This is a genomic window from Flavobacterium sp. Root420 (assembly GCF_001427905.1).
Classification (GTDB): domain Bacteria; phylum Bacteroidota; class Bacteroidia; order Flavobacteriales; family Flavobacteriaceae; genus Flavobacterium.
Genome location: NZ_LMEF01000001.1, coordinates 624,754 through 650,644 on the forward strand (window position 1 = coordinate 624,754; position 25,891 = coordinate 650,644).

Genomic DNA, 25,891 nt, shown 5'->3' on the forward strand with positions numbered 1-25,891 from the left:
ATCATCCGCTAAGGATGATTTTTGAATATTTAGATTTCCATTAAAAGTATGAAAATAAAATTAGTGTAATTCGTGTTTAAAAAACTATTTAGTAAACAATAATTCTCTGTATTTTGTAAGTGTCCAACTTTCGTCATCAACCAATAATTCTAATTTATCACAGTGATTACGAATATCTTCAAAATAAGGTTTTACATAATTACAATACGCTTCAGCCATTTTTTGGGCATCCGTTAATTGGTTTGCTTTTTTTCTTTCATTAGTCATCGCCAATACCTTAGAATTGATTCCTTCGATATGACCTGAAATTTCTTTGATCAAAACAATTTGTTCTTTCGCAATGGTTTCAAACTCTTTTCCAAATATTTCTTTTAAACCTTTTACGTTTTCAATTAAGGTATTTTGGTAACGAATCGCTGTCGGGATTACATGATTTCTGGAAATATCACCTAAAACTCTTCCTTCAATCTGAATCTTTTTAGTGTATTCTTCCAATTCAATTTCGTAGCGAGCTTCGGCTTCAACATGATTTAAGATTCCTAATTCATCAAATAAATCTAAAGCTTGTTTAGAAACTTTTGCTTTAATTGCTTCCGGAGTTGTTTTAAAATTACTTAAACCTCTTTTAGCTGCTTCTTTTTCCCAGGCATCGCTATATCCGTCACCTTCAAAAAGTATTTTCTTCGATTGTTTGATGTATTCTCTTAAAACATTAAAGATGGCATCATCTTTTTTCATGTCTTTCGAATCGATCAAATTATCAACCTCTATTTTGAAATCTTTCAATTGTTTGGCCACAATAGCATTCAAGGTTGTCATCGCGTTTGAACAGTTTGCATTTGAACCAACTGCTCTAAACTCAAATTTATTTCCTGTAAAGGCAAAAGGAGAAGTCCTGTTTCTGTCCGTATTGTCTAAAAGAACGTCTGGAATTTTGCCCACCACATTCAGTTTTAAATCGGTTTTTTCTTCCGGAGATAATTTACCAGTTGTTACACTTTCCAATTCAGACAAAACTTTAGTCAATTGTGCTCCAATAAAAACAGAAATAATCGCAGGCGGCGCTTCATTCGCTCCTAACCTGTGGTCGTTACTTGCTGTTGCAATTGATGCTCTTAATAAAGTTTCATAATCATTTACCGCTTTAATCGTATTGATAAAGAAAGTCAAAAACTGTAAATTACTCATTGGGGTCTTACTAGGACTCAACAAGTTAACTCCTGTATCTGTTGCCAATGACCAGTTGTTGTGTTTTCCTGAACCGTTAACGCCTTTAAATGGTTTTTCGTGGAATAACACCTTAAAATCATGACGTTCTGCTACTCTTTGCATCACATCCATTAATAAGGAGTTATGATCAACAGCCAAATTTGTTTCTTCGAAAATGGGTGCCAGCTCAAACTGATTTGGCGCGACCTCATTATGACGTGTTTTTACCGGAATTCCCAATAACATACATTCCTGCTCTAAATCTCTCATATACGTTAAAGCACGAGTTGGAATAGAACCAAAATAATGATCATCAAGCTGTTGTCCTTTTGCAGATGTATGTCCTAATAAGGTTCTTCCTGTCATCATTAAATCAGGACGGGAATTAGCTAATGATTTATCAATCAGAAAATATTCCTGCTCCCAACCTAAAGTTGCTGTTACTTTTTTGACATTTTTATCAAAATAGCGACATACTTCAGTGGCCGCTTCATCCATAGCAGATAAGGCTCTTAACAATGGAATTTTATTATCTAAGGCTTCACCTGTATAAGCGATAAAAACAGTTGGAATACATAATGTAGTTCCATAAATAAATGCCGGAGATGTAGGATCCCAGGCGGTATAACCCCTGGCTTCAAATGTATTTCTGATTCCACCATTCGGGAAACTTGATGCATCAGGTTCTTGTTGTACCAATTGCGCTCCGCCAAATTTTTCTACCGGATCACTTCCATCATAAGAAATATCAAAAAAAGCATCATGTTTTTCTGCGGTTGTTCCGGTAAGTGGCTGAAACCAGTGTGTATAATGCGTAACGCCTTTGGCCAAAGCCCACTCTTTCATTCCCATGGCAATATAATCTGCCAGTTTTCTGTCTATTTTAGTTCCGTGCTGAATCGCATCCCTAACTCCTTTTAAAGCATCCGAAGTTAAATATTGCTTCATTGCTTTTTCGTTAAACACATTTGAACCAAAAATGTTAGATTTTCTATCAATTTCTTCAAAATGCACTGGCTTTCTTGTAGAAGCTTCTTTCAAAGCTTGGAAACGTAATGTTGACATGTATGTAAGTTTAAAGATTCGTAATAAATTTCACTAAAAAAAGAGGAACAAATATAAACAATAAAACAGCCTGATTAAAAGATAAATTTTCAAAATTTATGTGGTAATATTTCAACAGAAGATCACTTTTTCAAAGAATAATTAATTCAATTTAAAGAAATGTAACAAAATACATCGGTATTATTCATTAAATAAACATTTTTTCATAATTTCTTAACCCATAAATTCAAAAATAGTTCGTAATTATTACGAATTTATTTTTTTATGGTGTTAAAAATTGCTTTTTTAAAAATATACCCCCATCTAAATTGCGCTTCTCAAAAAAATTATACTCCGTAAAACAAAATAGCCCCCTAATTTTTAGGACTAAAAAAATAAATCTATATTTGACCAATCGAAAAAAAACAAAAAAATAAATTTATATTATTATGGCTAAAATTAAGTTAGAGTACATTTGGTTAGATGGATATGAACCAACTCAAAATCTTAGAAGTAAAACGAAAGTTGAGGAGCACGAAAATTTCAAAGGAACATTAGAAGAACTTGGAAACTGGTCATTTGATGGTTCATCAACAAAACAAGCCGAAGGAGGTTCTTCAGACTGTTTATTAGTTCCTGTTGCAATTTATCCTGATCCAACCCGCATCAATGGATATTTAGTAATGACTGAAGTTATGTATGCTGATGGAACTCCACACTCTTCAAACGGTAGAGCTACTATTGATGATGATGGTGATTTCTGGTTTGGTTTCGAACAAGAATATTTCATCATGGATACTAAAACTTTATTGCCATTAGGTTTCCCTGTTGGAGGTTATCCTGCTCCACAAGGTATGTACTACTGTTCTGTAGGTGGAAAAAACACTCACGGAAGAAAATTAGTAGAAGAACATGCTGATTTATGTATCGCTGCCGGAATTAACTTTGAAGGTATTAACCAAGAAGTAGCTTGCGGACAATGGGAATTTCAATTATTCGCTAAAGGTGCTAAAAAAGCCGGAGACGAAATCTGGGTTGCTCGTTATTTACTAGATCGTTTGACTGAAAAATATGGTTACTATATCGAATACCACCCAAAACCACTAGGAGATACTGACTGGAATGGTTCTGGAATGCATGCAAACTTCTCTAACGAGGTGTTAAGAACATGTGGAGATAAAGCTACTTACGAAAAAATCTGTGAGGCTTTCCGTCCTGTTACTGCTGAGCACATTGCAGTTTACGGAGCTTACAACGACCAACGTTTAACTGGTAAACACGAAACTGCCTCTATCCACGATTTCTCTTATGGAGTTTCAGACAGAGGATGTTCTATCAGAATTCCTTTAATGACTGTTCAAAAAGGATGGAAAGGTTGGTTAGAAGACAGAAGACCAGCTTCAAACGGAGATCCATACAAAATTGCTGCAAGAATTATCAAAACTGTTAAATCAGCACTATAATTCAAAGCTTACATTATACCTAAAGAGGCTGCCCAAAAGGCAGCCTCTTTTTTTCGATCGTTTGTCATTAAGAAAAGAAGTCTCAGGACTGCATCAAACCCGACAGGTTTTAAAAACCTGTCGGGTTTAGAAATTGAAGGTAATTTTCTAATAATTTAATTTTTAAGTTAAACTTCAAAACTTATCTTTGTAAATCATTTAAAAAATATCATAATGGTTTGGATTTTCTTTTTATTAGCCGTCATAATTATTCTTGCTTTAGACTTAGGAGTTTTTAATAAAACACCTCATATTATTAGTACTAAAGAAGCAAGCAAATGGACATTGATTTGGGTAACACTTTCGTTCTTGTTTTCTGGTGTAATTTACTGGCTTTATACTACAGATTATATTGCAAATCCTGATGGGCTAAAACCTGCAGTTGCTTCCATGAAGTTTATTACGGGTTATTTAATCGAACTTTCTTTAAGTGTTGATAATATTTTTGTTATTGCTATTATTTTCGCTTCTTTCAAAATACCACAAAAATACCAACATCGCGTTTTATTCTGGGGGATTTTAGGAGCCATCGTTTTTCGTGGATTGATGATTTTCTTCGGAGTTATGTTAATCAATAAATTCACCTGGACTACTTATGTATTTGGTTTATTCTTGCTCTTCACCGCTGTAAAAATGCTATTTTCTAGTGAAGACGAAGATTTCCAGCCGAAAGATTCTTTTGTTTATAAAACACTTGGAAAAATTATTCCGATTACCTCTCATATGGAGCACGAGAAATTTTTCGTTTTAACAGAAAAAGGAAAAAAAGCCGCTACTCCTTTATTTGTAGCCTTAATTGTTATTGAAGTTATGGATGTGCTTTTTGCAGTTGATAGTGTTCCTGCAATTTTAGCTATTACTTCTGATCCGTTTTTGGTATTTAGTTCTAATATTTTTGCGATTCTTGGATTACGTTCTATGTATTTTTTTCTTGCCAATATGCTGGCAAAATTCAGCTATCTGGAATACAGCTTAGTTGCTATTTTAGCTTTTGTTGGATTAAAAATGCTACTGCATGATTTTATTCACCTTCCGGAATGGGCTTCTTTAGGATTTATTGCACTATCACTTTTAGTAGGGATCTTGGTTTCTCTTAAATTTGGTAAAGAAAAAGAACTTACAGATTTAGATCTGGATTGATTTTCTAACATATATTCATAAAAAAAGGAGATCAAATTGATCTCCTTTTTTTTATGATATTTTAAGTCTTAGAAATTAATTTGTTTAATTTGATTCTCTTTTAATTTTAAAGTCTTCATTACATCTAAATAATTATCTTTATTAATAGATGCTAACAGATTAGAAGGAACAACTACAACACGAAAAGTCTGATTGTTAATATATGATGGTTTAGTAAGCAAATTATAAGTTCCTCTAGCAGAAATTACAAAGTCTACTTTACTAAAATCATAATCATAGTCTAGTTCGTTATCGTCATCAAAATAAATTGTTCTTGGTATTAATTGCCAAATAGGCGTATTTGAATCCAGAACATCAGATAATCTATAAACTAAAACAGTTTCATCATCATATAAAGGAGTTCCAATTTCATTACTAAATGTATTGCTTATTTTATAATAATTATCTGCACCTGATCTAGTTAAATTAACATTCTTAATTTCAAATGCGACTGGATATGTATCATTGTCCGGTCCATCATCATCACTACTACAACTTGAAAATGCAACTAATCCAACAATTGCGAAAAGTGTCAATATCTTTTTCATAATTTATATTTTTTTTAAGGTTTATACATAAAGGTATTTCAAAAATTAAACCAAAAAAAGTTTTTTAACCCTTCTTTCTTAAAAAAAATATTATTTTTTCGTAACCTGCTGATTTTTAAGCAGAATTTTGTTAAAAAATAATACATGATACGGAAGCGAGTTCTCCCAATAATCCCAAGTGTGAGCTCCCGGTCGCTCGGTATAATCATGTTCTACTTTATTATAAACTAATCTACGGTGTAATTCACGATTTGGTTCTATTAAAAAATCGTCAACTCCACAGTCTATTATCAAAGGCAATTTGTTTTCTTTAATTTTATCCAACATATTCATAACAGCATACTTTGCATACATTTCAGAGCTATCGCTTTTATCTCCAAAAACAGGCTGCATTAATTTAACAACCTGAGCTGATGATTCGCGATTGAGCATTGTACTCATATCTACCGCACCACTCATACTTCCGGCGGCACAAAACAGATTCGGATGTTTGGCAGACAAATAAAGTGCACCGTGCCCGCCCATCGAAAGTCCGGTGATTACTCTTCCGTTTCTATTGCTAATCGTTCTGTATGTTTTATCTACTTTCTGAATCACTTCCTGAGTAATAAAAGTTTCAAACTGACTTTCTTTATTTACCGGACTGTCCAGATAAAAACTAAACGTTTCACCTTCTGGCATCACTATAATTATATTGTATTGGTTAGACAACCCCTGAACTAGTTTTTTATTCGGTGTATTTTTCAACCAATCACCAAAATGCCCATATGCCCCGTGAAGCAAATACATTACCGGATAAGCGGATTTACTTTTAGCATAAGAATTTGGCAATACAACTGCAGCTTTGTAGGTTTTGCTCATCGCTGTACTGGCAATTTGTAAAGTATCTACTTTTGACGCATAACTCATAGACGTAATGCACAAAAAAGCTGTAAATACTAAAATTTTAAAGTTTTTCATATTGGTATTTTTTAGATTAGGGATTGTAAATATAGTTTTTTCAGAATAAATCATATGAAAAATCCGACCCTTTGTTTGTGATAAAAAGGTTTGCTGCTGATTACACAAATTTCCACGAATTGATTTTATTCTGTTGTGGTAAAAACTTTGCCACGAATTCACGAATTTATTTTATTATGGGTCGTATAAAAGCTTACCACAAATTTCCACGAATTCATTTTTATTAGGTTTGTGATAAATGCTTTGCTACGAATTACACGGATTACACGAATTTCCGCGAATTGATTTTTATTATGTTTGAAATAAAAATGCTGCCATTACTCGAGCAATATTGAATGGACTAAGCATTAAACGAATTTTCTCGAATTATAATAAGTTTGTTTTTTAAAATTACTTAAAGTCAGTTCAAATCTTCGCCGCAAACTATAAAGAAATTAATTTGTGTAATTTGTGGCTAAAAAATATTTTTACTCTTTGGCAGAAATAAAAAAAGCCATTCGCAGCTAACGAATGGCTTTTATATGAAAATTTATTTCTTACCAGATCACGACACGCAAACTATCCGGCTGATACATTTTATCTCCTTTTTTGACATTAAACGCTTTGTAGAATTCAGGAATATTGCTCAATGGTCCGTTTATTCTAAATTGTTCCGGGGCATGAACATCAGTCGTAATTTGATTGATTTTAGATTCATCTCTTCTATTTACCATCCAGGAATAAGCATACGCCAGAAAATAACGCTGATCAGGAGTCTGTCCATTAATCTTTTCCTTCTTTTTATATTGTTCGGTTTTTTGAAATGCTTCATAACCCATAATGACTCCGCCCAAATCGGCAATATTTTCACCCTGAGTAGCATCTCCGTTCACATTTTTACCCAAAATTGTAAATTTGTTATATTGCGAAACAATCAACTTGGTTTTAGCTTTAAATTTTTTCAAATCTTCTGATGTCCACCAATTATTCAGATTCCCTTTTTCATCATATTGACTTCCCTGATCATCAAATCCGTGTGTAATTTCATGTCCAAAGAATGACCCTCCAATTACACCATATAATATAGCGTCGTCTGGCATTCGGCCTTCATAACCAGGTACGATAATATTACAAGCCGGAATAACAATTTCATTATTACTCGGATTATAATACGCATTATACGTTTGTGGCTGCATAACCCATTCATTTCTGTCTACTGGTTTTCCATATTTATTAGCCATGTATTTATAATCCCATATATTGGCCTGCATAGCGTTTGTACAATACGATTTTCTATCTATCGAGAGTTGGCTCATGTCCTTCCATTTATCCGGATAACCTAACTTCATTACAATTTTGCTCAATTTGTATAACGCTTTTTGTTTAGTAGCGTCACTCATCCAATCCAGTTTTTTAATATGCTCAGCAAATACGTCACGGATATTATTTCCAATTTCCAATAATTTCTCCTTAACTCCTTTCGGCATATAATCCGAAACATAAACCTGACCTACTAAATCTCCTAAATATTGATCTGTATTTTCTACAACTCTTTTCCAGCGTAGTTTTTGAGTTGAAACACCATTCATAACGGTAGAATAAAATTTAAAACTTTCTTTTTCGACACCTTTATTTAGGTAGGAAGCATACGAATTTAGAAGCGTCCATCTAAGATAGATCTTCCATTCTTCGATCGAATATGTTTTTAAAGTTTTATCGAGTGCTCTAAAAAATTCAGGTTGACCTACAATTACTGAATCTGCTTTTGCTATTCCTAACACAGGAATTACTTTTTTCCAGTCGACATTAGGAGTCAGTGTGTTAAATTGAGTAACTGAAAGTTTGTTGTAGTTTTTAATCGGATCACGAAGTAATTCTAATTTTCGGGATGATTTCGCAAGTTCGGTTTCAAGCTTCAAAATCGTTGATGCACTTTTTGCTGCAGTTGATTCCTCTTCACCCATAAATCGCATCATTGTTTTAAGATGTGATTGGTACGCTTTACGAATTTCTGTATTTCGTTTATCTGTTTCCAGATAAAAATCTCTTTGCCCCATACCTAAACCGCCCTGCACAAAAAACAAAGCATATTTGGTACTTATTTTATCATCTTGGGAAACATAAAATGAAAACGCAGGATTTACCCCTACAGTCTGTAAATGTGCGATTGAATTTATAAGCCCTGCAACATCCTTAACTTCATTTATTTTTTTGATTTCGGAATTTAGTGGTGTTAAACCTTCTTTTTCAATCGCAATTGTATCCATTCCGGAAGCGTAAAAATCACCAATTTTTTGTTTATTACTTCCTTTAACAGCAGATTCATCTTTTGCTGATTTTTCACAAATACTTTTAATCTGTCCGTTGATTGTATCAATCACAGTTCGCATAATACCGTTATTACTGTCCGTGCTTGAAATCGGATTTTTTTTAAACCAGCCATTATTAGCGTAATTAAAAAAATCAGTTGCCGGATTAACCGTTGTATCACGATTGGTAATTAATGGATCTGAAAATGCTGTTTCTTTTTTGTTACAGCTAAAAAAGGTCATCCCTATAATAAGGAATACAACAGGTTTTTTAAATAAATTCATTCAGTTATAAAATTGGTTGTTATAAAAAGCAATATTTACGAGATTATTAGTTTAAAAATGTACTAATAATCTCGTAAATATATATTTTTTAACTTTATAAAGAATGACTTAACGAATTATAATCTTGTGTTCGTGACGATATTGCGATGCACTCACACCAGTATATTGCTTAAAGGATTTACTGAAATGGCTGAAGTTATTAAAACCACTTTCGTAGCAAACCTCATTTATGCTAATTGGTTTCTCTGCCAAAAGTTTTGATGCATGAACCAAACGATATTCGTTGACAAACTCGGTAAATGTTTTATTCGAAATTTTCTTAAAATACCTGCAAAAGGATGGTGTTGTCATGCTAACCAGATTCGAAACCTCATCTAAGGCAATTGATTCCTGAAAATGATCTTTTACATAATTAAAAATCACCTTCATTCGATCGTTATCCTGAGTGTTCAATTCGAGTGAGAAACCATCTGCATTAAGAATTGTATATTCTTCTGATGCTTCAAGTTCATCTAAAATACTCAAAAGGGTTAGCAAACGCTCAAACGGAAGCTGGTTTTCCATCTTTTCGATTTTATCGCCAATTTGCTTTTTAGTTTTCCCACCAAAAGCAATTCCTCCTTTAGACTGAGTCAGGACATTTTGAACCCTTCTCATCTCTGGAGCTACAAAAAAGTCGGTGCCTAAAAACTCAGGTTTAATATGAATAACCGTTTCGTTTATATTTCCTGTTAGCTCATTTGTAAAACCACAATGAGGCAAATTTGCACCTATCAGCATCAAACTGCCATTCGTATAATAAGAAACATGGCTTCCTATCTGTCTTTTCCCTGCCCCGCCATTAATATAAACCAACTCAATCTCAGGATGATAATGCCATAAATGAGCTTTGCTATTAGACTTTTCGGCGTGTTTAGTGTAGGTAAAAGAACTTCCGTATGAGTTTGATATCACTTCAAGAGCTGGGGCTATAGTCTTCATGATAAGATCTTTAAATAATAATAGCAAATTTAACAAAAACACCTAAAATAATTCAAATTTTAACCTATAACGGTTTCGTAAATGAGAATTCATCATGATTTTTTATTTCTCTTCAATACTAAAAACAGGGCTATTTAGCCATTTTTTTCGAGACCAATATTTTTATCCCTGATTTTTTTAAGATATCGTATTTAATTCCGCTTTTTTATATGTATAAAGCATTTTTGTAAGAATGTTAGAATATTTAAAAAATGTTAAAAAATAAAAAATGTTTGAAAAATAATTCCATAATTAACCAAAACACACACAATAATTCAAATTTTAACCTATAACGGTTTCGTAAATGAGAATATAGCATATAAATTGGCAAATAGAGTTGTGAAAAAAAATCAACAACTGAAGTAATTTAGCATCAGAAAAATGAACTAATAATTTAAAGCAATACGATTATGAAAAAGATTTTAAAATTAAGTTTAGTATGTGCAGTACTTTTTACAGGAATGAGTACTTATGCAATTGATGGCAACGAAGATTTCAACCTTCATGTATTAAAAGGAAACGGAAAAGTGGTAACATTCGCTCTTAACCAGGTTAAAAAGGCAAGTGTAACTATTTATGATATGGATGGTACAGTATTATATCATGAAAATGCTTCAGGTAAAGACGGAATATTAAGAACTTTTCGTTTTGAAGAATTTCCAGAAGGAACTTATATCTTAGAAGTTGAAGACGGTGTTAAACAAGTAAAACATGAAATTACAATAACAGGGGATTCTTCTGTATTATCATCAAAAGCAATTTCATCAGTTTATAAAGCAGATTCTGCTGCAAAAAATACAAGCGTAGCAGTACGCTAAAAAAGTTTATACTCTTATAAAGTATAAAAATGAGGTTAGATAGTTAGTAAAGTTTAAAAACTGTAAAGTTTTAGAAACAGCTCTTTGTGGTTATTGAGCTGTTTTTTTTTGCTATTAATTTAACCGCAAGGAGCGCAATGGTTTTTATTCTGGAGTACCACCTATAGTAAACCAAAGTTCGCAAAGCTTTATCAACACAAAGCTTTGCGAACTTTTCGTTTGTATAAACCTGGTATAAAAAAAACCTTGCGCTCCTTGCGGTTAAATTTTTAAAATAGTTTTTGTAAGAAATACAGATAAATTTACATACTCTTAATTCAAACTAAACATTGAAAAATAATAGGATAATTAATGAAAACGATAAATATAATTCAAATTTTAACCTATAACGGTTTCGTAAATGAGAATATAGCATCGAAATCAGAAAATAGAGTTGTGCTAAAAAAAATAGATCTGAAGTAATTTTACATCAGAGAATTAGGAACTATTAATTTAAAAAATAATGCCATGAAAAAGAATTTAAAATTGAGTTTAGTATGTGCAGTGCTTTTCACAGGAATGAGTACTTATGCAATTGACGGGAATGAAGATTTTAACCTTCATGTATTAAAAGAAAATGGAAAACTAGTAACATTTGCCCTTAACCAGGTTAAAAAAGCAAGTTTAACTATTTATGACAAAGATGGTTCAGTAATTTATTATGAAAATGCTTCAGGCAAAGAGGGGATTTTGAGAACTTTTAGTTTCGAAGAATTTCCGGAAGGAACTTACATCTTAGAAGTAGAAGACAGTGTAAAAAAAGTTAGACATGAAATTACAATAACTGATGATGCTACTGTATTATCATCAAAAGCAATTTCATCAGTTTATAAAGCAGACGCTGCAAAATATACAAGCGTAGCAGTACGTTAAAAAAGTTTATACTCTCATAAAGTATAAAAATGAGGTTAGATAGTTAGTAAAGTAAAAACGTGATTGTTTATAAACAGCTCTTTGTGGTTATTGAGCTGTTTTTTTTGTGCCCTATTTAACCACAAAGTACGCAAGTTTTTTTGACGTAGAGAACTTTATAATCCGCAAAGGTCGCAAAGCTAAATGGTAGCTTTGCGACCTTTGCGGTTAAGCTTCAAAATATTCTTTTTGTAAGAAATACAGATAATTTTACATTTCCTTAAACCATACAAAACTTTGAAAAATAATAAGTGAATTAACTAAAACGATAAAAATAATTTAAATTTTAACCTATAACGGTTTCGTAAATGAGAATATAGCATCGAAATTAGAAAATAGAGTTGTGGCAAAAATCATATAACTGAAGTAATTTAGCATCAGAGAATTAGAACTATTAATTTAAAACTAATGCCATGAAAAAGATTTTAAAATTGAGTTTAGTATGTGCAGTGCTTTTCACCGGAATGAGTACTTATGCAATCGACGGGAATGAAGATTTTAATCTTCATGTTTTAAAAACAAATGGAAAGCTTATCACATTTGCCCTTAATCAGGTAAAAAAAGCAAGCTTGGCTATTTACGACAAAGATGGTGATCTAATTTATTCTGAAAATGCTTCAGGTAAAGATGGAATTTTGAGAACTTTTAATTTAGAACAATTTCCGAAAGGAACTTACTATTTAGAAGTTGAGGACAATGTAAAAAAAGTAAAACATGAAATTACAATTACTGATGAAACTACAGTTTTATCAAAAAAAGCAGTTTCATCGGTTTACAAAGCAGGTTTCTATAATAAAAATACAAGTGTAGCAGCCCGTTAAAAAGTTTATACTCCCTAAAGTATAAAATGAAGTTAGATAGTTAGTAAAGTAAAACGTGATTGTTTTAAAAAACAGCTCTTTGTGGTTATAGAGCTGTTTTTTTATGCCTTAATTTTAGCAAAATTTTGAGTCAGCTATTATTTTTGAAAAGCTATTCTTAATAATTTTAAAAGACTGATTTTTAAACTTTTAAAAAACAAGGCTAAAAAACATACAATTTTTAAGTTTTTACGTACATACTTTAAGAAAAACAGAGAAACATCTTTAATTCAGCAACTTATCCGTTTGAAAACGGCATTTTTTTGCACAAAATTATTTTTTTTTGCTAGTTTTACCGTTCCGCTATAGGGTATTAAATAACTTAAAAACAATTTAAAAAGACATGAAAAAAATTTCCCAAATCGGCTTAGTTGTAGCCTTATTTCTAACAACAATTTTAACCTACGCAATTGATGGAAAAGGAGATTATATTTTGAATATAATTACCGGAAACGGAAAAGTAGTTAGCTTTACTTTAAACACCGTTGAAAAATCAGTTTTTTCTATTTATGATGAAAACAATAATGTGGTTTACACAGGAGATTCTGCTGCAGACAAATTAGAAATTTCAAAAACAATAAGTTTAGAAGGTTTTCCAGCAGGAAAATACGTTTTAGAAGTTAAAGAAAATGGTAAGGTTGCAAAACACGAAATTAAAGTTGTAGCTAAAAAACTTAAAAAAGCTGCATTAGACGAATCTGTAAACGAAAGCCCTGCTTTTCGTCGTTAATCACCCTTTTTTACCAAAAAAAGTAAAGCAGCTCTTTTTAGGAGCTGCTTTTTTTGTTTTTTATTTACTATTACAATATAATACGATTTTTACGTTTTGATATTATCATCCTAACAAACTGTTAGTATGGCAGTTAAATTTAAATTTAACCATTAAAACAACCAAACATTAATAGATTTAAATATATTTGTAAAACTAAGTTATTTACACTCATATGCTTATGAAAAAAAAGCTAGCCATTTTATTACTCTTGACTCTTTTTTGTTTAGGGGTTTCTGCTCAAAATGAAAATTACGTGACCAATAAAACAGGCGAGAAATACGCTTATGTTGATGTAACCAAAACTTACGAAAAAGTGGCTGCAAAAGGCTACAAATCTATAGATCTGTTCCAGAAATTAGGAAATTCTTTTTACGCTATTTGCAATCTGGATAAAGCAGCAAAATGGTACGGCGAGTTATTTGCTATGACATATGATCTGGAACCTATGTACTATTACCGATATGCAGAGTCTTTGCGATTCATTTCTCAAAATGAAAAAGCAGATGCATTGATTGAAAGATTAAAACGTAAATCTAAAGTGTCGCCTAAAATGAAATAAAAAAGCAGCTCTAAGAATGTATTTTTATTTTATTTGTTTCGCAAATTACTACCTATTTGAACCAACTGCCAAAAAATACAGGAATCTGATGGAATTGGGATTTCTAAAAAATCTTGCTTCCCTTGACGATATATCCTCGAATGTAAAACAGCAGAACTAAAATTTAATAGATCTAACAACACAAAACTTTGTTTAAAATCAGGACGTAAATCCTGGCTATTGGCAAAGCAAACTTTTCCTTCCCTTTCTTTTGGATTTATAAACAGTAGACCCAAAGTATTTGCAATTTTATTTATGATTTCAATATTGATAACTTCTTCTTCCCTGCCTCCTTCTGCCTCAAAAAGGGCAGCGAGATTGAAAAATGAACTGTTATTATCTGAAAGAATTTTTATGATGCTGTTTTCTAAATCAGAATCTTGATATTCTTTTTCTGAATCAGATAAAGCCAGCAGTTTCATGAAATATTGAGAGGTTGTCATATAATTAAAAAATCAAAATTACATATTCGTTCAATACTGTCCGCCAACTTCAAACAAAGCCAAAGCAGTATCTAATTATTTTTGTTTAAGTTTAATTTAAATTCTTTTACAGGTGGCAACATATCTTTATTCCATTCTACTTCAATGTATTTTGATGCATGTTCTTTCATATCAGGAAAACTATCAAGTAAAATTGCCGAACCACCATTTTCAATTGCTTTTTTTACCATTTTAAAGATAAAATCAGATCCTTTCGGATCTACTCCAACCAAATCAAACACGATATCTTTTGTCTTTGATAATGCCGCATACAAACACAAAAGTCTTCGTGGCTTTCCAGCAAGTGAATTCATTTTTGTTTTACTTGTAATCCATTCTATTTCATAGATTTTTTTTGAAAACGGATCATTAAGATTCGCATTTTTCCTTAAATATTCCCCAACTGTTGTGGGATAAAAAGTTCTTCTAAAACTTGATTCCTTAAAATGTTCAACAAATGTCATCTTTTTATGTATAATTACATTTTCACGTTTTGTTGTATCACAAAAAATATCCTTTAGAAACATTTCAGTATCGTAGAAATAACCTCCATTAGACAAAAACAAAACGACTACTTCGCCTTCTCCCAAAACAAAAGGCGGTACATAAAAATAATCTGTTTTGACTCCCTTATTTTCTAGTACAATATTCATTATAACTTCAAGATTTAATTTTAAATATACGATAAATACCCCGAAACATTTTGCCTTAAAAATAAAACTGAAGCTTATACCGCTCAAATTAAATTGTTAAATCATGATGAGCTTGGCTGTATTATTACCAATATGCTAAAATTATACATTTTGGCAATAGATCAGGACGAACATAAAATTTCAGAAACAAATAAAAAACACTTCTAGTAATTTGAGTTTGATTTTAGAAACTGTTTTGCAAATGTTTCCTTTAGATGAAATGGAATCTTTGAGCTGTGTTGGGGAGATTGTTGGTGAAAAGTCTTAAATATTTTTTTAATTTTAAAGTCGAAGATCTTTTACTGGTACCGCTCGTAAAACTTAAAATTAAATACAAGGCTATGGATTATAGTACCAAAGAACTTTTTTATTATTTAAATGAATCAATATCAAATAGTGTAACTTATAAAGAGTTATCAAATTTATGCTTAACATTATTTTGTACCTGTAGTATTTTACCCGAAAGGTTTGAATCAACAATTATAAATAAAGAAAAATTAGCAATGTTATTTTCCAAAATTGCAAAAGAGAAAAACATTGTTTCTTATCCAACAACGGCTTCATATTATGGGGCTTCATTTCACAACACTCATAGTGAAGGACATTGGTTAGAGGTAATGGCCAGTGTATTGAAATTAGCAAGGGAACCTAAGATACAAGCAGCAAAAAATTTATTAGTATAACTAGCGCGAGTGTCTTGTTAGTGCTTTTAGTTCATAAGCGAGACGAGACAAAGCGAAGAAAAGTTTAGAAAAACAAAAAAACAGCATTTTGAAAACTGTCTCTCTTTATTATCCCTTATTTAATCAGCAATTTTATAATCTGTGAACTTCATTCTTTATAGATTTCAGCTATCTAATATTCAAATATTTTATCATATGCTGCGAATATAAATAAACAATTTTAATTTAAATTGAGTAAACCCGTAAAACCATTAAATTTTAAGCACAAAAAAACCTCCCATTTCTGAGAGGCTTTCTAATTTGTAAAACCTAAAAACATTTTACATATTCCTTCTATACTGCCCACCCACTTCAAACAAAGCCGAAGTAATCTGACCCAAAGAACAAACTTTCGTAGCTTCCATTAAATGGTCGAATAAGTTTTCGTTTTTAATGGCTGCTTCCTGTAGCTTATTTAAGTGTTCGTTTACTTTTGCTTCGTGGAATTGATGCAAGTTCTCCAGCATCGTAATCTGATATTGTTTTTCTTCTTCGGTGGCGCGAATTACTTCTGCCGGAATTACCGTTGGAGAACCTTTTGAACTCAAGAAGGTATTTACTCCCACAATTGGGAAATCTCCGTTGTGTTTTAAGGTTTCATAATACAAACTCTCTTCCTGAATTTTAGAACGCTGGTACATGGTTTCCATTGCACCCAAAACTCCTCCTCTTTCTGTAATTCTGTCGAACTCTTGTAAAACGGCTGCTTCTACTAAATCGGTTAATTCTTCGATGATAAACGATCCCTGAATTGGGTTTTCGTTTTTCGCCAAACCTAATTCTTTATTGATAATCAACTGAATCGCCATGGCACGACGTACCGACTCTTCTGTTGGTGTTGTAATCGCTTCATCGTAAGCATTTGTGTGCAATGAATTACAGTTGTCGTAAATCGCATACAAAGCCTGCAAAGTTGTTCTGATATCATTAAAATCAATTTCCTGAGCGTGCAACGAACGTCCGGAAGTCTGAATATGGTATTTCAACATTTGCGCTCTTTCGTTGGCTCCGTATTTGTTTTTCATGGCTTTCGCCCAAATTTTTCGCGCCACACGACCAATAACTGAATATTCAGGATCTACTCCGTTTGAGAAGAAGAACGATAAATTTGGTCCAAAATCATTAATGCTCATACCACGGCTCAAATAATATTCCACGTAAGTGAAACCATTTGAAAGCGTGAAAGCCAATTGCGTAATTGGGTTCGCCCCTGCCTCTGCAATATGATATCCTGAAATCGAAACCGAATAAAAATTACGAACGTTCTTCGTAATAAAATATTCCTGAACGTCACCCATTAATCTCAAAGCAAATTCGGTAGAGAAAATACAAGTGTTTTGTGCCTGATCTTCTTTCAAAATATCAGCCTGAACAGTTCCGCGAACTTGTGATAATGTTTTAACTTTTATTTCATTATATACCTCCAAAGGCAAAACTTCGTCACCGGTAACACCTAAAAGCATTAAACCTAAACCGTTGTTTCCTTCCGGTAAATCGCCTTGGTATCTTGGGCGTTCTAATCCGCTTTCTTTATATATTTTGTTGATTTTAGCTTCAACTTCTTTTTCTAAATCGTTGGCTTTAATGTAATATTCACATTGCTGATCGATCGCCGCATTCATAAAGAAACCCAGCAACATTGGCGCTGGTCCGTTGATGGTCATACTTACTGATGTTAAAGCATGAACCAAATCGAAACCTGAATACAGTTTTTTAGCATCATCTAAACAACAGATCGAAACTCCGGCATTTCCAATTTTTCCGTAAATATCCGGACGTATATCCGGGTCATTTCCGTATAAAGTCACACTATCAAAAGCGGTCGAAAGTCGTTTTGCCGGCAATCCTGCGCTCACATAATGAAAACGTTTGTTGGTTCTCTCCGGTCCGCCTTCTCCAGCAAACATTCTTGACGGATCTTCTCCCTCACGCTTAAATGGATACAATCCCGAAGCAAACGGAAATTCCCCAGGAACATTTTCCTGCAAATTCCAACGTAAAATATCACCCCAAGCCTCATATTTAGGTAAAGCAATTTTCGGAATTTGTATGTGTGATAAACTCTCAGTATGTGTCGCAATTTTAATTTCCTTATCACGAACTTTAAACGTATAAACCGGATTTTTATATTTATTTACTTTCTCGTCCCAATTCAGGATAATTTCCCAATTGTACGGATCTAAATCCATTTTTACCTTATCAAACTGATTTAGTAAAAGGTTTAAAAAGATTCTATTTTCGTCAAGTCCTTCGGCTCCGCTCAGGATGACACTATCGTCATCAATTCCTGCTTTATTGATTTGTGGAATTTTCCCAGAAACCGATTCGATTGTTTTAAAGATTCCGTATAATTTCTGTGCTACTTTTTGTTGTGACAGTGCGATTTCATCATAACCTCTGTTATTCTCAGCAATTTCGGATAAATAACGTGTTCTGTGTGGCGGAATCACGAAGATTTTCTCGCTCATTTCGCGCGTAATTTCAAAAGTCGATTTTAAATCAGAATTGGTTTTTTCGACAATTTTATCCATAATCGCCTTGTAAAGCGTGTTCATTCCCGGATCATTAAACTGTGAAGCAATGGTTCCGAAAACCGGCATTTCGTCCGGATTTTTATCCCATAAATTATGGTTTCTTTGATATTGTTTCTTTACGTCACGAATTGCATCGAGAGCGCCTCTTTTATCAAATTTATTTAAAGCTACCAAATCAGCAAAATCAAGCATATCGATTTTCTCCAATTGTGTTGCTGCCCCAAATTCTGGTGTCATTACATATAAGGATACATCAGAATGATCCATAATCTCTGTATCAGACTGTCCAATTCCTGAAGTTTCAAGGATAATCAAATCGTATTTTGCTGCTTTCAAAACCTGAATCGCTTCGGCTACATATTTAGACAAAGCCAAATTTGACTGACGAGTCGCCAGTGAACGCATATATACACGAGGATTATTAATGGCATTCATACGGATTCTGTCTCCTAATAATGCCCCGCCTGTTTTTCTTTTCGAAGGATCGACAGAAATCAATCCGATAGTTTTTTCCGGGAAATCAATTAAAAAACGACGAACCAATTCATCTACTAAAGATGATTTTCCGGCACCACCCGTTCCGGTAATTCCCAAAACAGGAATTTTAGAATTGGTATTATTGGTATGAATCTGATCAAAAACTGGTTTTGCAATTTCAGGAAAATTCTCTGCCGCCGAAATCAAACGTGCAATTGCCGTTGGTGTTTTGCTTTCGATATGATCGATTTCTCCATTCAGTTTATCACCAATCGCATAATCTGATTGTTGAACTAAATCATTAATCATTCCTTGTAATCCTAAAGAACGACCGTCATCCGGAGAATAAATTCTTGTAATTCCATATTCATGCAATTCAGAAATTTCGCTTGGCAGGATTACTCCTCCGCCTCCACCAAAAATCTTAATGTGCCCTGCTCCTTTTTCATGAAGCAAGTCATACATATATTTAAAATATTCATTGTGACCTCCTTGATAGGATGTCATAGCAATGGCATTTGCATCTTCCTGAATAGCGGTATTAACCACTTCTTCAACGCTGCGATCATGACCTAAATGAATGACTTCCACTCCGGTTGACTGAATAATACGACGCATAATATTTATTGCGGCATCGTGTCCGTCAAAAAGAGAGGCTGCGGTGACAATTCTTACTTTATTTTTAGGAATATATGGTATTTGTTGTTCCATTTTATGAATATGATAATTTTAAGGGAGCAATTTACAAAATATTTTAATATTTGATTACTCTCATAGCTTTATGTTAACAAAAAAAAAGAATAGTTTTTTCTTCTAATGGGGTAACAATTTGATACACTATCTTATATAATGTATATAAACCTACAAAACATGGCAATTTCGCAACTTTAAAATATAATATAACAACGTGTATACCAGTGCACTAAAGTAATTTAGCACTGTAGAAAAACCCCAAATTTTTACTTAAAAACTTACTTATTAAAGCAATAACGTAAAAATTAAAAAAATGAAAACAATATTTCCAATCGCCATAATTTTAGTTACAAGTTTCTTTATTTCATCTTTTAATAACCTTGATAAAAGTGATTTAAATAAAAAAAGAGCTTTAACTCATAATTACACTTCTACTAAAAATGATGATGTCGTAGATAGTGAAGTTTTAAATGATTTTTTCAAAAGATATACTGACTTGAAAAAATACCAAAATGATGTGATCTCTTTATATAAGAACAGATCTTACGGAACTATTTGGTATGAAAATGGGAAAATAACTCAATATGGACTTTTATTGTACTCAAAAATAAATACCGCTAGTTTTGAAGTACCGATTGAATTTCCGTACAAAAAAGAAATTGACCAGATTTTCAATAAAAAAGCAACCGACAAACCTTCAAAAACTGATTCTGATATGCTATTAAGCGCCGCTTATGTTATATATGCCAATCATGTGTTTGAAGGAGTAAATATTGAAACAGTGAAAAATTCAGAATGGCTGTTGCCTAAGAAAAAAACGGCAGCTGATACTGCAACAACTTCTGCACCAGCAAAACCAGTAACGGAGAAAACAAGAGTAACTAAGTTTGATCAATATTACAAACTACAGGATGTTTTAAAAAAATATAAAAAAATAGAGCACGATAATACCTGGACACCCATAACAGTAGAAACTCCGTATAAAGACATCAGACCAGACGCAAAATCAGTTACAGTTGCTCAGATCAGAAATAGATTATTTGTGATGGGAGATTTACAAAATGACTCTAAAAGTGATTTTTATGATCAGGAATTAATGGATGGCGTAATGAAATATAAATTGCGTAACGGTTTAAAACCAAATTACATTATCTCTGAAGCTAACATTAAAGACATGAACGAGTCAATACAGGAAAAAATAAAAAAAATCACCATTAATATGGAACGTTGCAAAGAGATTTATCCAACATTATTAACGGACACAGAATATATAATGGTTAATATTCCTTCTTATGAGTTAGTTTATGTAAAAAATGGAAAAATCGAATTGGAATCAAAAGTTTTTGTTGGTTCTCCGTTAACCAAAACTACTATTTTTAGCGGAAACATTGAAAAAGTGGTTTTTAGCCCTTACTGGACTGTTCCGCAAAGTATTGTAGATAATGAATTAAAAATGAAAATAGCCGGAGATCCTAATTATTTGGCAGAACACAATATGGAAATGGTAAATGGTCAGGTAAGACAAAAACCAGGTGCTAATAACTCATTAGGTTTAGTAAAATTTATTTTTCCAAATCCAGATGATATTTATATGCACGATACCCCTGCTAAAACATTATTTGATTTTGAACAAAGAACTTTTAGCCACGGTTGTATTAATGTAAGCAAAGCCAAAGAACTTGCTATTGCAATTTTGAAAGATTATCCGGAATGGACTGCTGACCGAATCGACAAAGCTATGGATGGTCAGGCAGAAACAACTTTTAAATTGCCAACTAAAGTGCCGATCTATATTACTTATTTTACAACATGGGTAAAAGAATCTGGCGAAATAAGCTTCTTTCAGGATGTTTATGACAAAGATGGAGATTTAAATAAAATCCTTTTTCCGGAAGCTAATGTGGTAAGTAATTAATAAAATACTTTTTTAGACTTAGGGTAATTTTAGAATTTGATTTAGAATTTGGAAGAAAAACAATATCTTTCAAGCATAAAATCAAATCTAAAATTACCCTTTTATTATGGAAGAAGATTACACAGAAATCAAAAAAAATTGGTGGGACAGAAACTGGAAATGGTTTGTTCCAACGGGATGTTTAAGTCTTTTAGTGCTTTTTGGATTGTTTATCGCAGGAATATTTTTCGGAGTAACTTCAATGATGAAAGATTCTGATGCCTATAAAGGAGCGATGACCCTGGCGCAACACGATAAATTAGTAAGCGACCGACTTGGAAATCATATTGAAAGTGACGGAATAGTCAGTGGAAATATCAGTATAAATAACGATACTGGAAACTGTGATTTACAAATTCCGATAAAAGGATCTAAAGGAAAAGGAACCATATTTGTAGTTGCCGAAAAAAGAGGCACCTGGAAATACAGCGAATTGTCTGTTCATATTGAAACGACGGATGAAGAAATTGATTTGTTGGCAAAGTGATTTTGCATGTAGATTTTTTCACACAGATTTACGCGGATTTAACGCAGATTTTTTTATTGCTTTATGAATTGCGCGCAAAGACGCAGAGTAGCAAAGTTTCTCAAGTAATCTTGTCATCTTGACGAAGGAAAGATCACACCCTAGCTCACAAAGATTAGCAATCAGCATTTGGTAAGTATCTCCCTCTATATTCTAAAATCTAAAATCTAAAAATCTCAGAACCTTAGCATCTCAGAGCCTCATAATCTTAGAAAAAGTTATTTCTGAAACAAATTGTTTCTGCTCCCAAAATAAAATTGTGGCTTTGTTTTTGAATAAGTAGTATTTTTGAAACTCATAAAACCCAAATCATGAAAAAGATTTTATTATTAGCCCTTACGTTCTCACTTACATCTTGCGCTGAGATGCAACAAACCCTGAATCAGCTGCCACAAATAACTTCACAATTTCCTGGAGTTGGAGGTGTCGATATTGCTGGCGGATTGAAAGAAGCACTAAATAAAGGAATTACGCAACAAGTAAGTAAATTAACTGCTGTTGATGGTTTTTATAGAAATGAAGCCGTAAAGATTTTAATGCCGGCAGAATTACAAAAAGTAGACGCTACTTTGCGAAAAATAGGTTTAAGTTCATTGGCAGATGAAGGCGTTAAAATGCTGAATCGTGCGGCTGAAGATGCCGTAAAAGAAGCCACTCCGATATTTGTTTCGGCTGTGAAAAATATGACTTTTACCGATGCTAAAAATATTTTGTTAGGAAACGACAGTGCTGCAACAAGTTATTTGCAAGGAAGTACAACAACAGCTTTGTACGGAAAATTTAATCCGGTGATTAAAAGCTCGTTTGAAAAAGTGGGTGCCGATGTAGTTTGGACAAAGATTATTACAAAATACAACACAATTCCGTTAGTCAAAAAGGTAAATCCAGATTTGACGGATTATACAACAACACAAGCTTTGGCAGGCGTTTTTAAAATGATTGCCGTTGAAGAAAAAGAGATCCGAAATAATATCAGTGAAAGAACAACTCCGTTATTGAAAAGTGTTTTTGCGATGCAGGACGGGAAATAATTTTTTTGAAGGTTCAAAGGGACAAAGCAGCAAAGGTACAGAGAGTAAACCTTTGCAGCTTTAAGCCTTTGCTACTTTGTCACTAACGAAATAAACCAACCAAAAAAAATGCAAAAAATTACCATTCTGATTCACTGTAAAGACCAAAAAGGAATTATAGCTGCGGTGACCACTTTTATCGCCAAAGTAGATGGAAATATTACCTATATCGATCAACACGTTGATGTAGAGCAAAATGTATTCTTTATGCGATTGGAATGTGAATGGACTAACAGCCACATCACTATTGACGGACTAAAGACTGATTTTGATCAAACTATTGCAACAAACTTTGATATGTCCTGGGATTTGTACAATCAGGAACAAAAACCAAAAATGGCTTTGTTTGTTTCTAAGTACGACCACTGTTTGTTTGATATTTTGGGACGTTACAGCGCAGATGAACTCAATGTGGAGATTCCGGTAATTATTAGCAATCATAATGACTTACGATCTATTGCAGAACGCTTTGATATTCCGTTTCATTGTGTGCCGTTTACAAAAGACAATAAAGAAGAAGGTGAAGCCAGACAAATTGAACTGCTGAAAAGATATCAGATCAATTTTATTGTTCTGGCGCGCTATATGCAGATTATTACACCCAAATTGATTTCGCTCTACGAGAATCGAATTATTAATATTCACCATTCGTTTTTACCGGCTTTTCCAGGGGCAAAACCTTACCATTCGGCTTTTAAACGCGGGGTAAAAATTATTGGTGCAACCAGTCATTATGTGACAGAAGAATTAGATGAAGGTCCGATTATCGAGCAGGATATTGCGAGGGTTTCTCACATTCATTCTGTTGATGATTTTATCATGAAAGGACGTGATCTGGAGCGTATTGTTTTGGCGCGGGCTATTAAGTTGCATGCTGAACGTAAGACGATGGTTTATAGTAATAAAACAGTTGTTTTTTCTTAGGTTCAAAGTGGCAGAGGAGCAAAGGTTCAAAGGTTTTTCTTTATAACAACTATTTTTCTTACCGTAAAGATTTTTTACCGCAAAGTTCGCTAAGATTTATTTTTCTCTATCTTTAACTAAATCTTTAAAAAGATCGCAAAGGCTGTTGTCTATAGATTTTTGCCACGTTTTTTTATGGATTGAAACGAACTATATTTTACCGCAAAGTTCGCTAAGATTTATTTTTCTCTGTCTTTAACTAAATCTTTAAAAAGATCGCAAAGGCTGTTGTCTATATATTTTTGCCACGTTTTTTTTATGGATTGAAACGAACTATATTTTACCGCAAAGTTCGCTAAGATTTATTTTTCTATGTCTTTAACTAAATCTTTAAAAAGATCGCAAAGGCTGTTGTCTATATATTTTTGCCACGGATTTTTATGGATTGAAACGAACTATGTTTTTACCGCAAAGGGCACTAAGATTTATTTTTCTTTGTCTTTTATTTAAACTTTTAAAAGATCGCAAAGCTTTGTCGATTTGGCATGCGAATTTTACTTTAAGTGTTTCATGAATGCTTCAAATTAACCTTTTTTGAATGTAATTGTTAATTTTTCAGTTGATTGCATAGTAGTACAATTTAATATTTCACAAACACACAACCTAAACCTTATCATATTCATAAGCAAAATTGATAACTATTATATTTTAATAACCAAAAATTATATTTGGGTATAAAATCCTTAAAATGAACTCTTAAAAAATCTTAACTTATGTCCAACAAAGTAATAACAAAACCTTAACAGCAAAACATTCATATATGTTAGATCTTTGTAATGTAATAAACTGGTTATTTATTATTTTGGTTTTGGTTAGTTAAATGATGCCGGCGTCTTCGAGATGCCGGCATTCTTTTTTTATGAACTTTTTATTTTACGTTGACTAGCTCTGAGCATAATTTAACCGCAAAGGGCGCTAAGATTTTAACTTAACTATGTGGTAGGAAAACACAAAGTTCGCAAAGCTTTATATTAATCTAGCTTTGCGAACTTTGCGTTTTTATAGAACCAAATAAGTAAAAAATCTTAGCGCCCTCCTCCTATGTTTGCAAAGTTAATTTATAAGTTTTTGCTTTTTTTAAATTTGCATTGATAAAGTGAAAAAGAATGAGAGTGCATTCGCGTCTAAATAGTTCACAGAAACATATTCTCGCAAAGAAATTACCTCATTCTTTTTATCTTTTAGAGTCTGAACAGAATGTAAGGAATCAGGCAGGGCTTGATATCCAGAATATCCAATCAGGAGAAAAGACGAAGGAAGATTCATCACTTTATAAATTAAATTAAAAAAAGAAATGATGGGTAAAATTGTAAAGCAAACAGCAGGAATTGATGTAGCACAAAAAGAATTGGTGGTTACTTTGGGACGCATTTTTGATGATTTTTCGATAGAATTATTTGCCCATAAAGTTTTTAAAAATAGCGATTCGGGTTTTATTTCATTGGTTGAATGGACACACAAACTAACAGAGAATGAAACAGATGTTCGTTATGTGATGGAGGCCACTGGTGTATACCATCAGCAGTTTGCTTATTTTTTATCTGAAAACAATTACGAAGTAAGTATTGTTCTGCCTAATAAAATCAGTAATTATATACGGACTTTGGAATTAAAACCATTACAGACAAAAGCTGCTCACAAGCAATTGCACAATTTGGTTTAGAGCGAAAATTAGACCTCTGGTGCAAACCCAAAACTGTCTATAAGGAATTACAGCAGCTAACCAGGGAAAGGGATCAGATTG

The 25,891-nt window shown here is 32.7% G+C and carries 21 protein-coding genes; 13 read left to right on the plus strand and 8 right to left on the minus strand.

The features are described from left to right. Window positions 1–84 precede the first annotated feature (84 nt). The gene (locus tag ASC72_RS02775) at window positions 85–2,274 is read right to left on the minus strand and encodes a glutamine synthetase III (RefSeq protein WP_056186348.1); all 2,190 of its coding nucleotides are present in this window, start codon (window positions 2,272–2,274) and stop codon (window positions 85–87) included. A 428-nt stretch (window positions 2,275–2,702) separates the two neighbouring features. On the opposite strand from ASC72_RS02775, the gene ASC72_RS02780 reads away from it, so the two are divergent. Both ASC72_RS02780 and ASC72_RS02785 read left to right on the plus strand, forming a co-directional pair. Continuing rightward, window positions 2,703–3,716, plus strand: coding sequence for a glutamine synthetase beta-grasp domain-containing protein (locus tag ASC72_RS02780; RefSeq protein ID WP_056186351.1), 1,014 nt, complete (start codon window positions 2,703–2,705; stop codon window positions 3,714–3,716). Window positions 3,717–3,926: 210 nt separating this feature from the next. Continuing rightward, window positions 3,927–4,895, plus strand: coding sequence for a TerC family protein (locus tag ASC72_RS02785; protein WP_056186354.1), 969 nt, complete (start codon window positions 3,927–3,929; stop codon window positions 4,893–4,895). A gap of 68 nt (window positions 4,896–4,963) precedes the next feature. Here the strand turns inward: ASC72_RS02785 and ASC72_RS02790 are convergent, their stop codons facing one another. The 4 genes from ASC72_RS02790 to ASC72_RS02805 all read right to left on the minus strand — a co-directional run bounded on the left by ASC72_RS02790 (window position 4,964) and on the right by ASC72_RS02805 (window position 9,996). Next, window positions 4,964–5,482: a hypothetical protein gene (locus tag ASC72_RS02790; protein WP_056186357.1), complete on the minus strand. Its 519-nt coding sequence runs from the start codon at window positions 5,480–5,482 to the stop codon at window positions 4,964–4,966. Between the two features lie 90 nt (window positions 5,483–5,572). Next, window positions 5,573–6,442 carry an alpha/beta hydrolase family protein gene (locus tag ASC72_RS02795; RefSeq protein ID WP_056186899.1) on the minus strand — a complete coding sequence of 290 codons (870 nt, stop codon included), beginning with the start codon at window positions 6,440–6,442 and terminating at the stop codon, window positions 5,573–5,575. Between the two features lie 536 nt (window positions 6,443–6,978). After that, window positions 6,979–9,015 (minus strand): M13 family metallopeptidase, encoded by a 2,037-nt coding sequence (locus ASC72_RS02800; protein ID WP_056186361.1) that lies wholly within the window; start codon window positions 9,013–9,015, stop codon window positions 6,979–6,981. Between the two features lie 108 nt (window positions 9,016–9,123). Further along, on the minus strand, window positions 9,124–9,996 hold the full coding sequence (locus tag ASC72_RS02805) for an AraC family transcriptional regulator (protein ID WP_056186362.1): 873 nt from the start codon (window positions 9,994–9,996) through the stop codon (window positions 9,124–9,126). Between the two features lie 449 nt (window positions 9,997–10,445). Between ASC72_RS02805 and ASC72_RS02810 the strand changes: the two genes are divergently transcribed. The 5 genes from ASC72_RS02810 (at window position 10,446) to ASC72_RS02830 (ending at window position 13,995) form a co-directional block, all read left to right on the plus strand. After that, entirely contained in the window at window positions 10,446–10,853 is a 408-nt protein-coding gene (locus tag ASC72_RS02810; protein ID WP_056186365.1) for a T9SS type A sorting domain-containing protein, read from the plus strand. A 507-nt stretch (window positions 10,854–11,360) separates the two neighbouring features. Beyond that, window positions 11,361–11,765 (plus strand): hypothetical protein, encoded by a 405-nt coding sequence (locus ASC72_RS02815; protein WP_056186369.1) that lies wholly within the window; start codon window positions 11,361–11,363, stop codon window positions 11,763–11,765. A 452-nt stretch (window positions 11,766–12,217) separates the two neighbouring features. Further along, entirely contained in the window at window positions 12,218–12,625 is a 408-nt protein-coding gene (locus ASC72_RS02820; protein ID WP_056186372.1) for a secretion protein, read from the plus strand. 382 nt (window positions 12,626–13,007) lie between these two features. Beyond that, window positions 13,008–13,394, plus strand: coding sequence for a hypothetical protein (locus ASC72_RS02825; RefSeq protein ID WP_056186376.1), 387 nt, complete (start codon window positions 13,008–13,010; stop codon window positions 13,392–13,394). 220 nt (window positions 13,395–13,614) lie between these two features. Beyond that, the gene (locus ASC72_RS02830) at window positions 13,615–13,995 is read left to right on the plus strand and encodes a hypothetical protein (protein WP_056186379.1); all 381 of its coding nucleotides are present in this window, start codon (window positions 13,615–13,617) and stop codon (window positions 13,993–13,995) included. 29 nt (window positions 13,996–14,024) lie between these two features. Here ASC72_RS02830 and ASC72_RS02835 read toward each other — a convergent pair whose 3' ends face one another. Both ASC72_RS02835 and ASC72_RS02840 read right to left on the minus strand, forming a co-directional pair. Continuing rightward, complete coding sequence (locus tag ASC72_RS02835) at window positions 14,025–14,477, minus strand: hypothetical protein (protein WP_131725771.1); 453 nt, start codon at window positions 14,475–14,477, stop codon at window positions 14,025–14,027. A 71-nt stretch (window positions 14,478–14,548) separates the two neighbouring features. Next, window positions 14,549–15,169: a hypothetical protein gene (locus tag ASC72_RS02840; protein ID WP_056186385.1), complete on the minus strand. Its 621-nt coding sequence runs from the start codon at window positions 15,167–15,169 to the stop codon at window positions 14,549–14,551. Between the two features lie 380 nt (window positions 15,170–15,549). On the opposite strand from ASC72_RS02840, the gene ASC72_RS02845 reads away from it, so the two are divergent. Further along, window positions 15,550–15,891, plus strand: a complete 342-nt coding sequence (locus tag ASC72_RS02845; protein WP_131725772.1) for a hypothetical protein — start codon at window positions 15,550–15,552, stop codon at window positions 15,889–15,891. A gap of 320 nt (window positions 15,892–16,211) precedes the next feature. Here the strand turns inward: ASC72_RS02845 and ASC72_RS02850 are convergent, their stop codons facing one another. Beyond that, complete coding sequence (locus ASC72_RS02850; RefSeq protein ID WP_056186390.1) at window positions 16,212–19,652, minus strand: methylmalonyl-CoA mutase family protein; 3,441 nt, start codon at window positions 19,650–19,652, stop codon at window positions 16,212–16,214. Between the two features lie 295 nt (window positions 19,653–19,947). Between ASC72_RS02850 and ASC72_RS02855 the strand changes: the two genes are divergently transcribed. The 5 genes from ASC72_RS02855 (at window position 19,948) to ASC72_RS24440 (ending at window position 25,810) form a co-directional block, all read left to right on the plus strand. After that, the gene (locus ASC72_RS02855) at window positions 19,948–21,549 is read left to right on the plus strand and encodes a murein L,D-transpeptidase (protein ID WP_056186392.1); all 1,602 of its coding nucleotides are present in this window, start codon (window positions 19,948–19,950) and stop codon (window positions 21,547–21,549) included. Window positions 21,550–21,655: 106 nt separating this feature from the next. After that, window positions 21,656–22,075 (plus strand): cytochrome c oxidase assembly factor Coa1 family protein, encoded by a 420-nt coding sequence (locus ASC72_RS02860; protein ID WP_056186394.1) that lies wholly within the window; start codon window positions 21,656–21,658, stop codon window positions 22,073–22,075. A gap of 350 nt (window positions 22,076–22,425) precedes the next feature. Continuing rightward, window positions 22,426–23,145, plus strand: a complete 720-nt coding sequence (locus ASC72_RS02865) for a DUF4197 domain-containing protein (protein ID WP_056186397.1) — start codon at window positions 22,426–22,428, stop codon at window positions 23,143–23,145. A gap of 108 nt (window positions 23,146–23,253) precedes the next feature. Beyond that, complete coding sequence (purU, locus tag ASC72_RS02870) at window positions 23,254–24,108, plus strand: formyltetrahydrofolate deformylase (RefSeq protein WP_056186400.1); 855 nt, start codon at window positions 23,254–23,256, stop codon at window positions 24,106–24,108. Between the two features lie 1,336 nt (window positions 24,109–25,444). Further along, window positions 25,445–25,810: a transposase gene (locus ASC72_RS24440; RefSeq protein WP_241775600.1), complete on the plus strand. Its 366-nt coding sequence runs from the start codon at window positions 25,445–25,447 to the stop codon at window positions 25,808–25,810. Window positions 25,811–25,891: the final 81 nt, after the last annotated feature.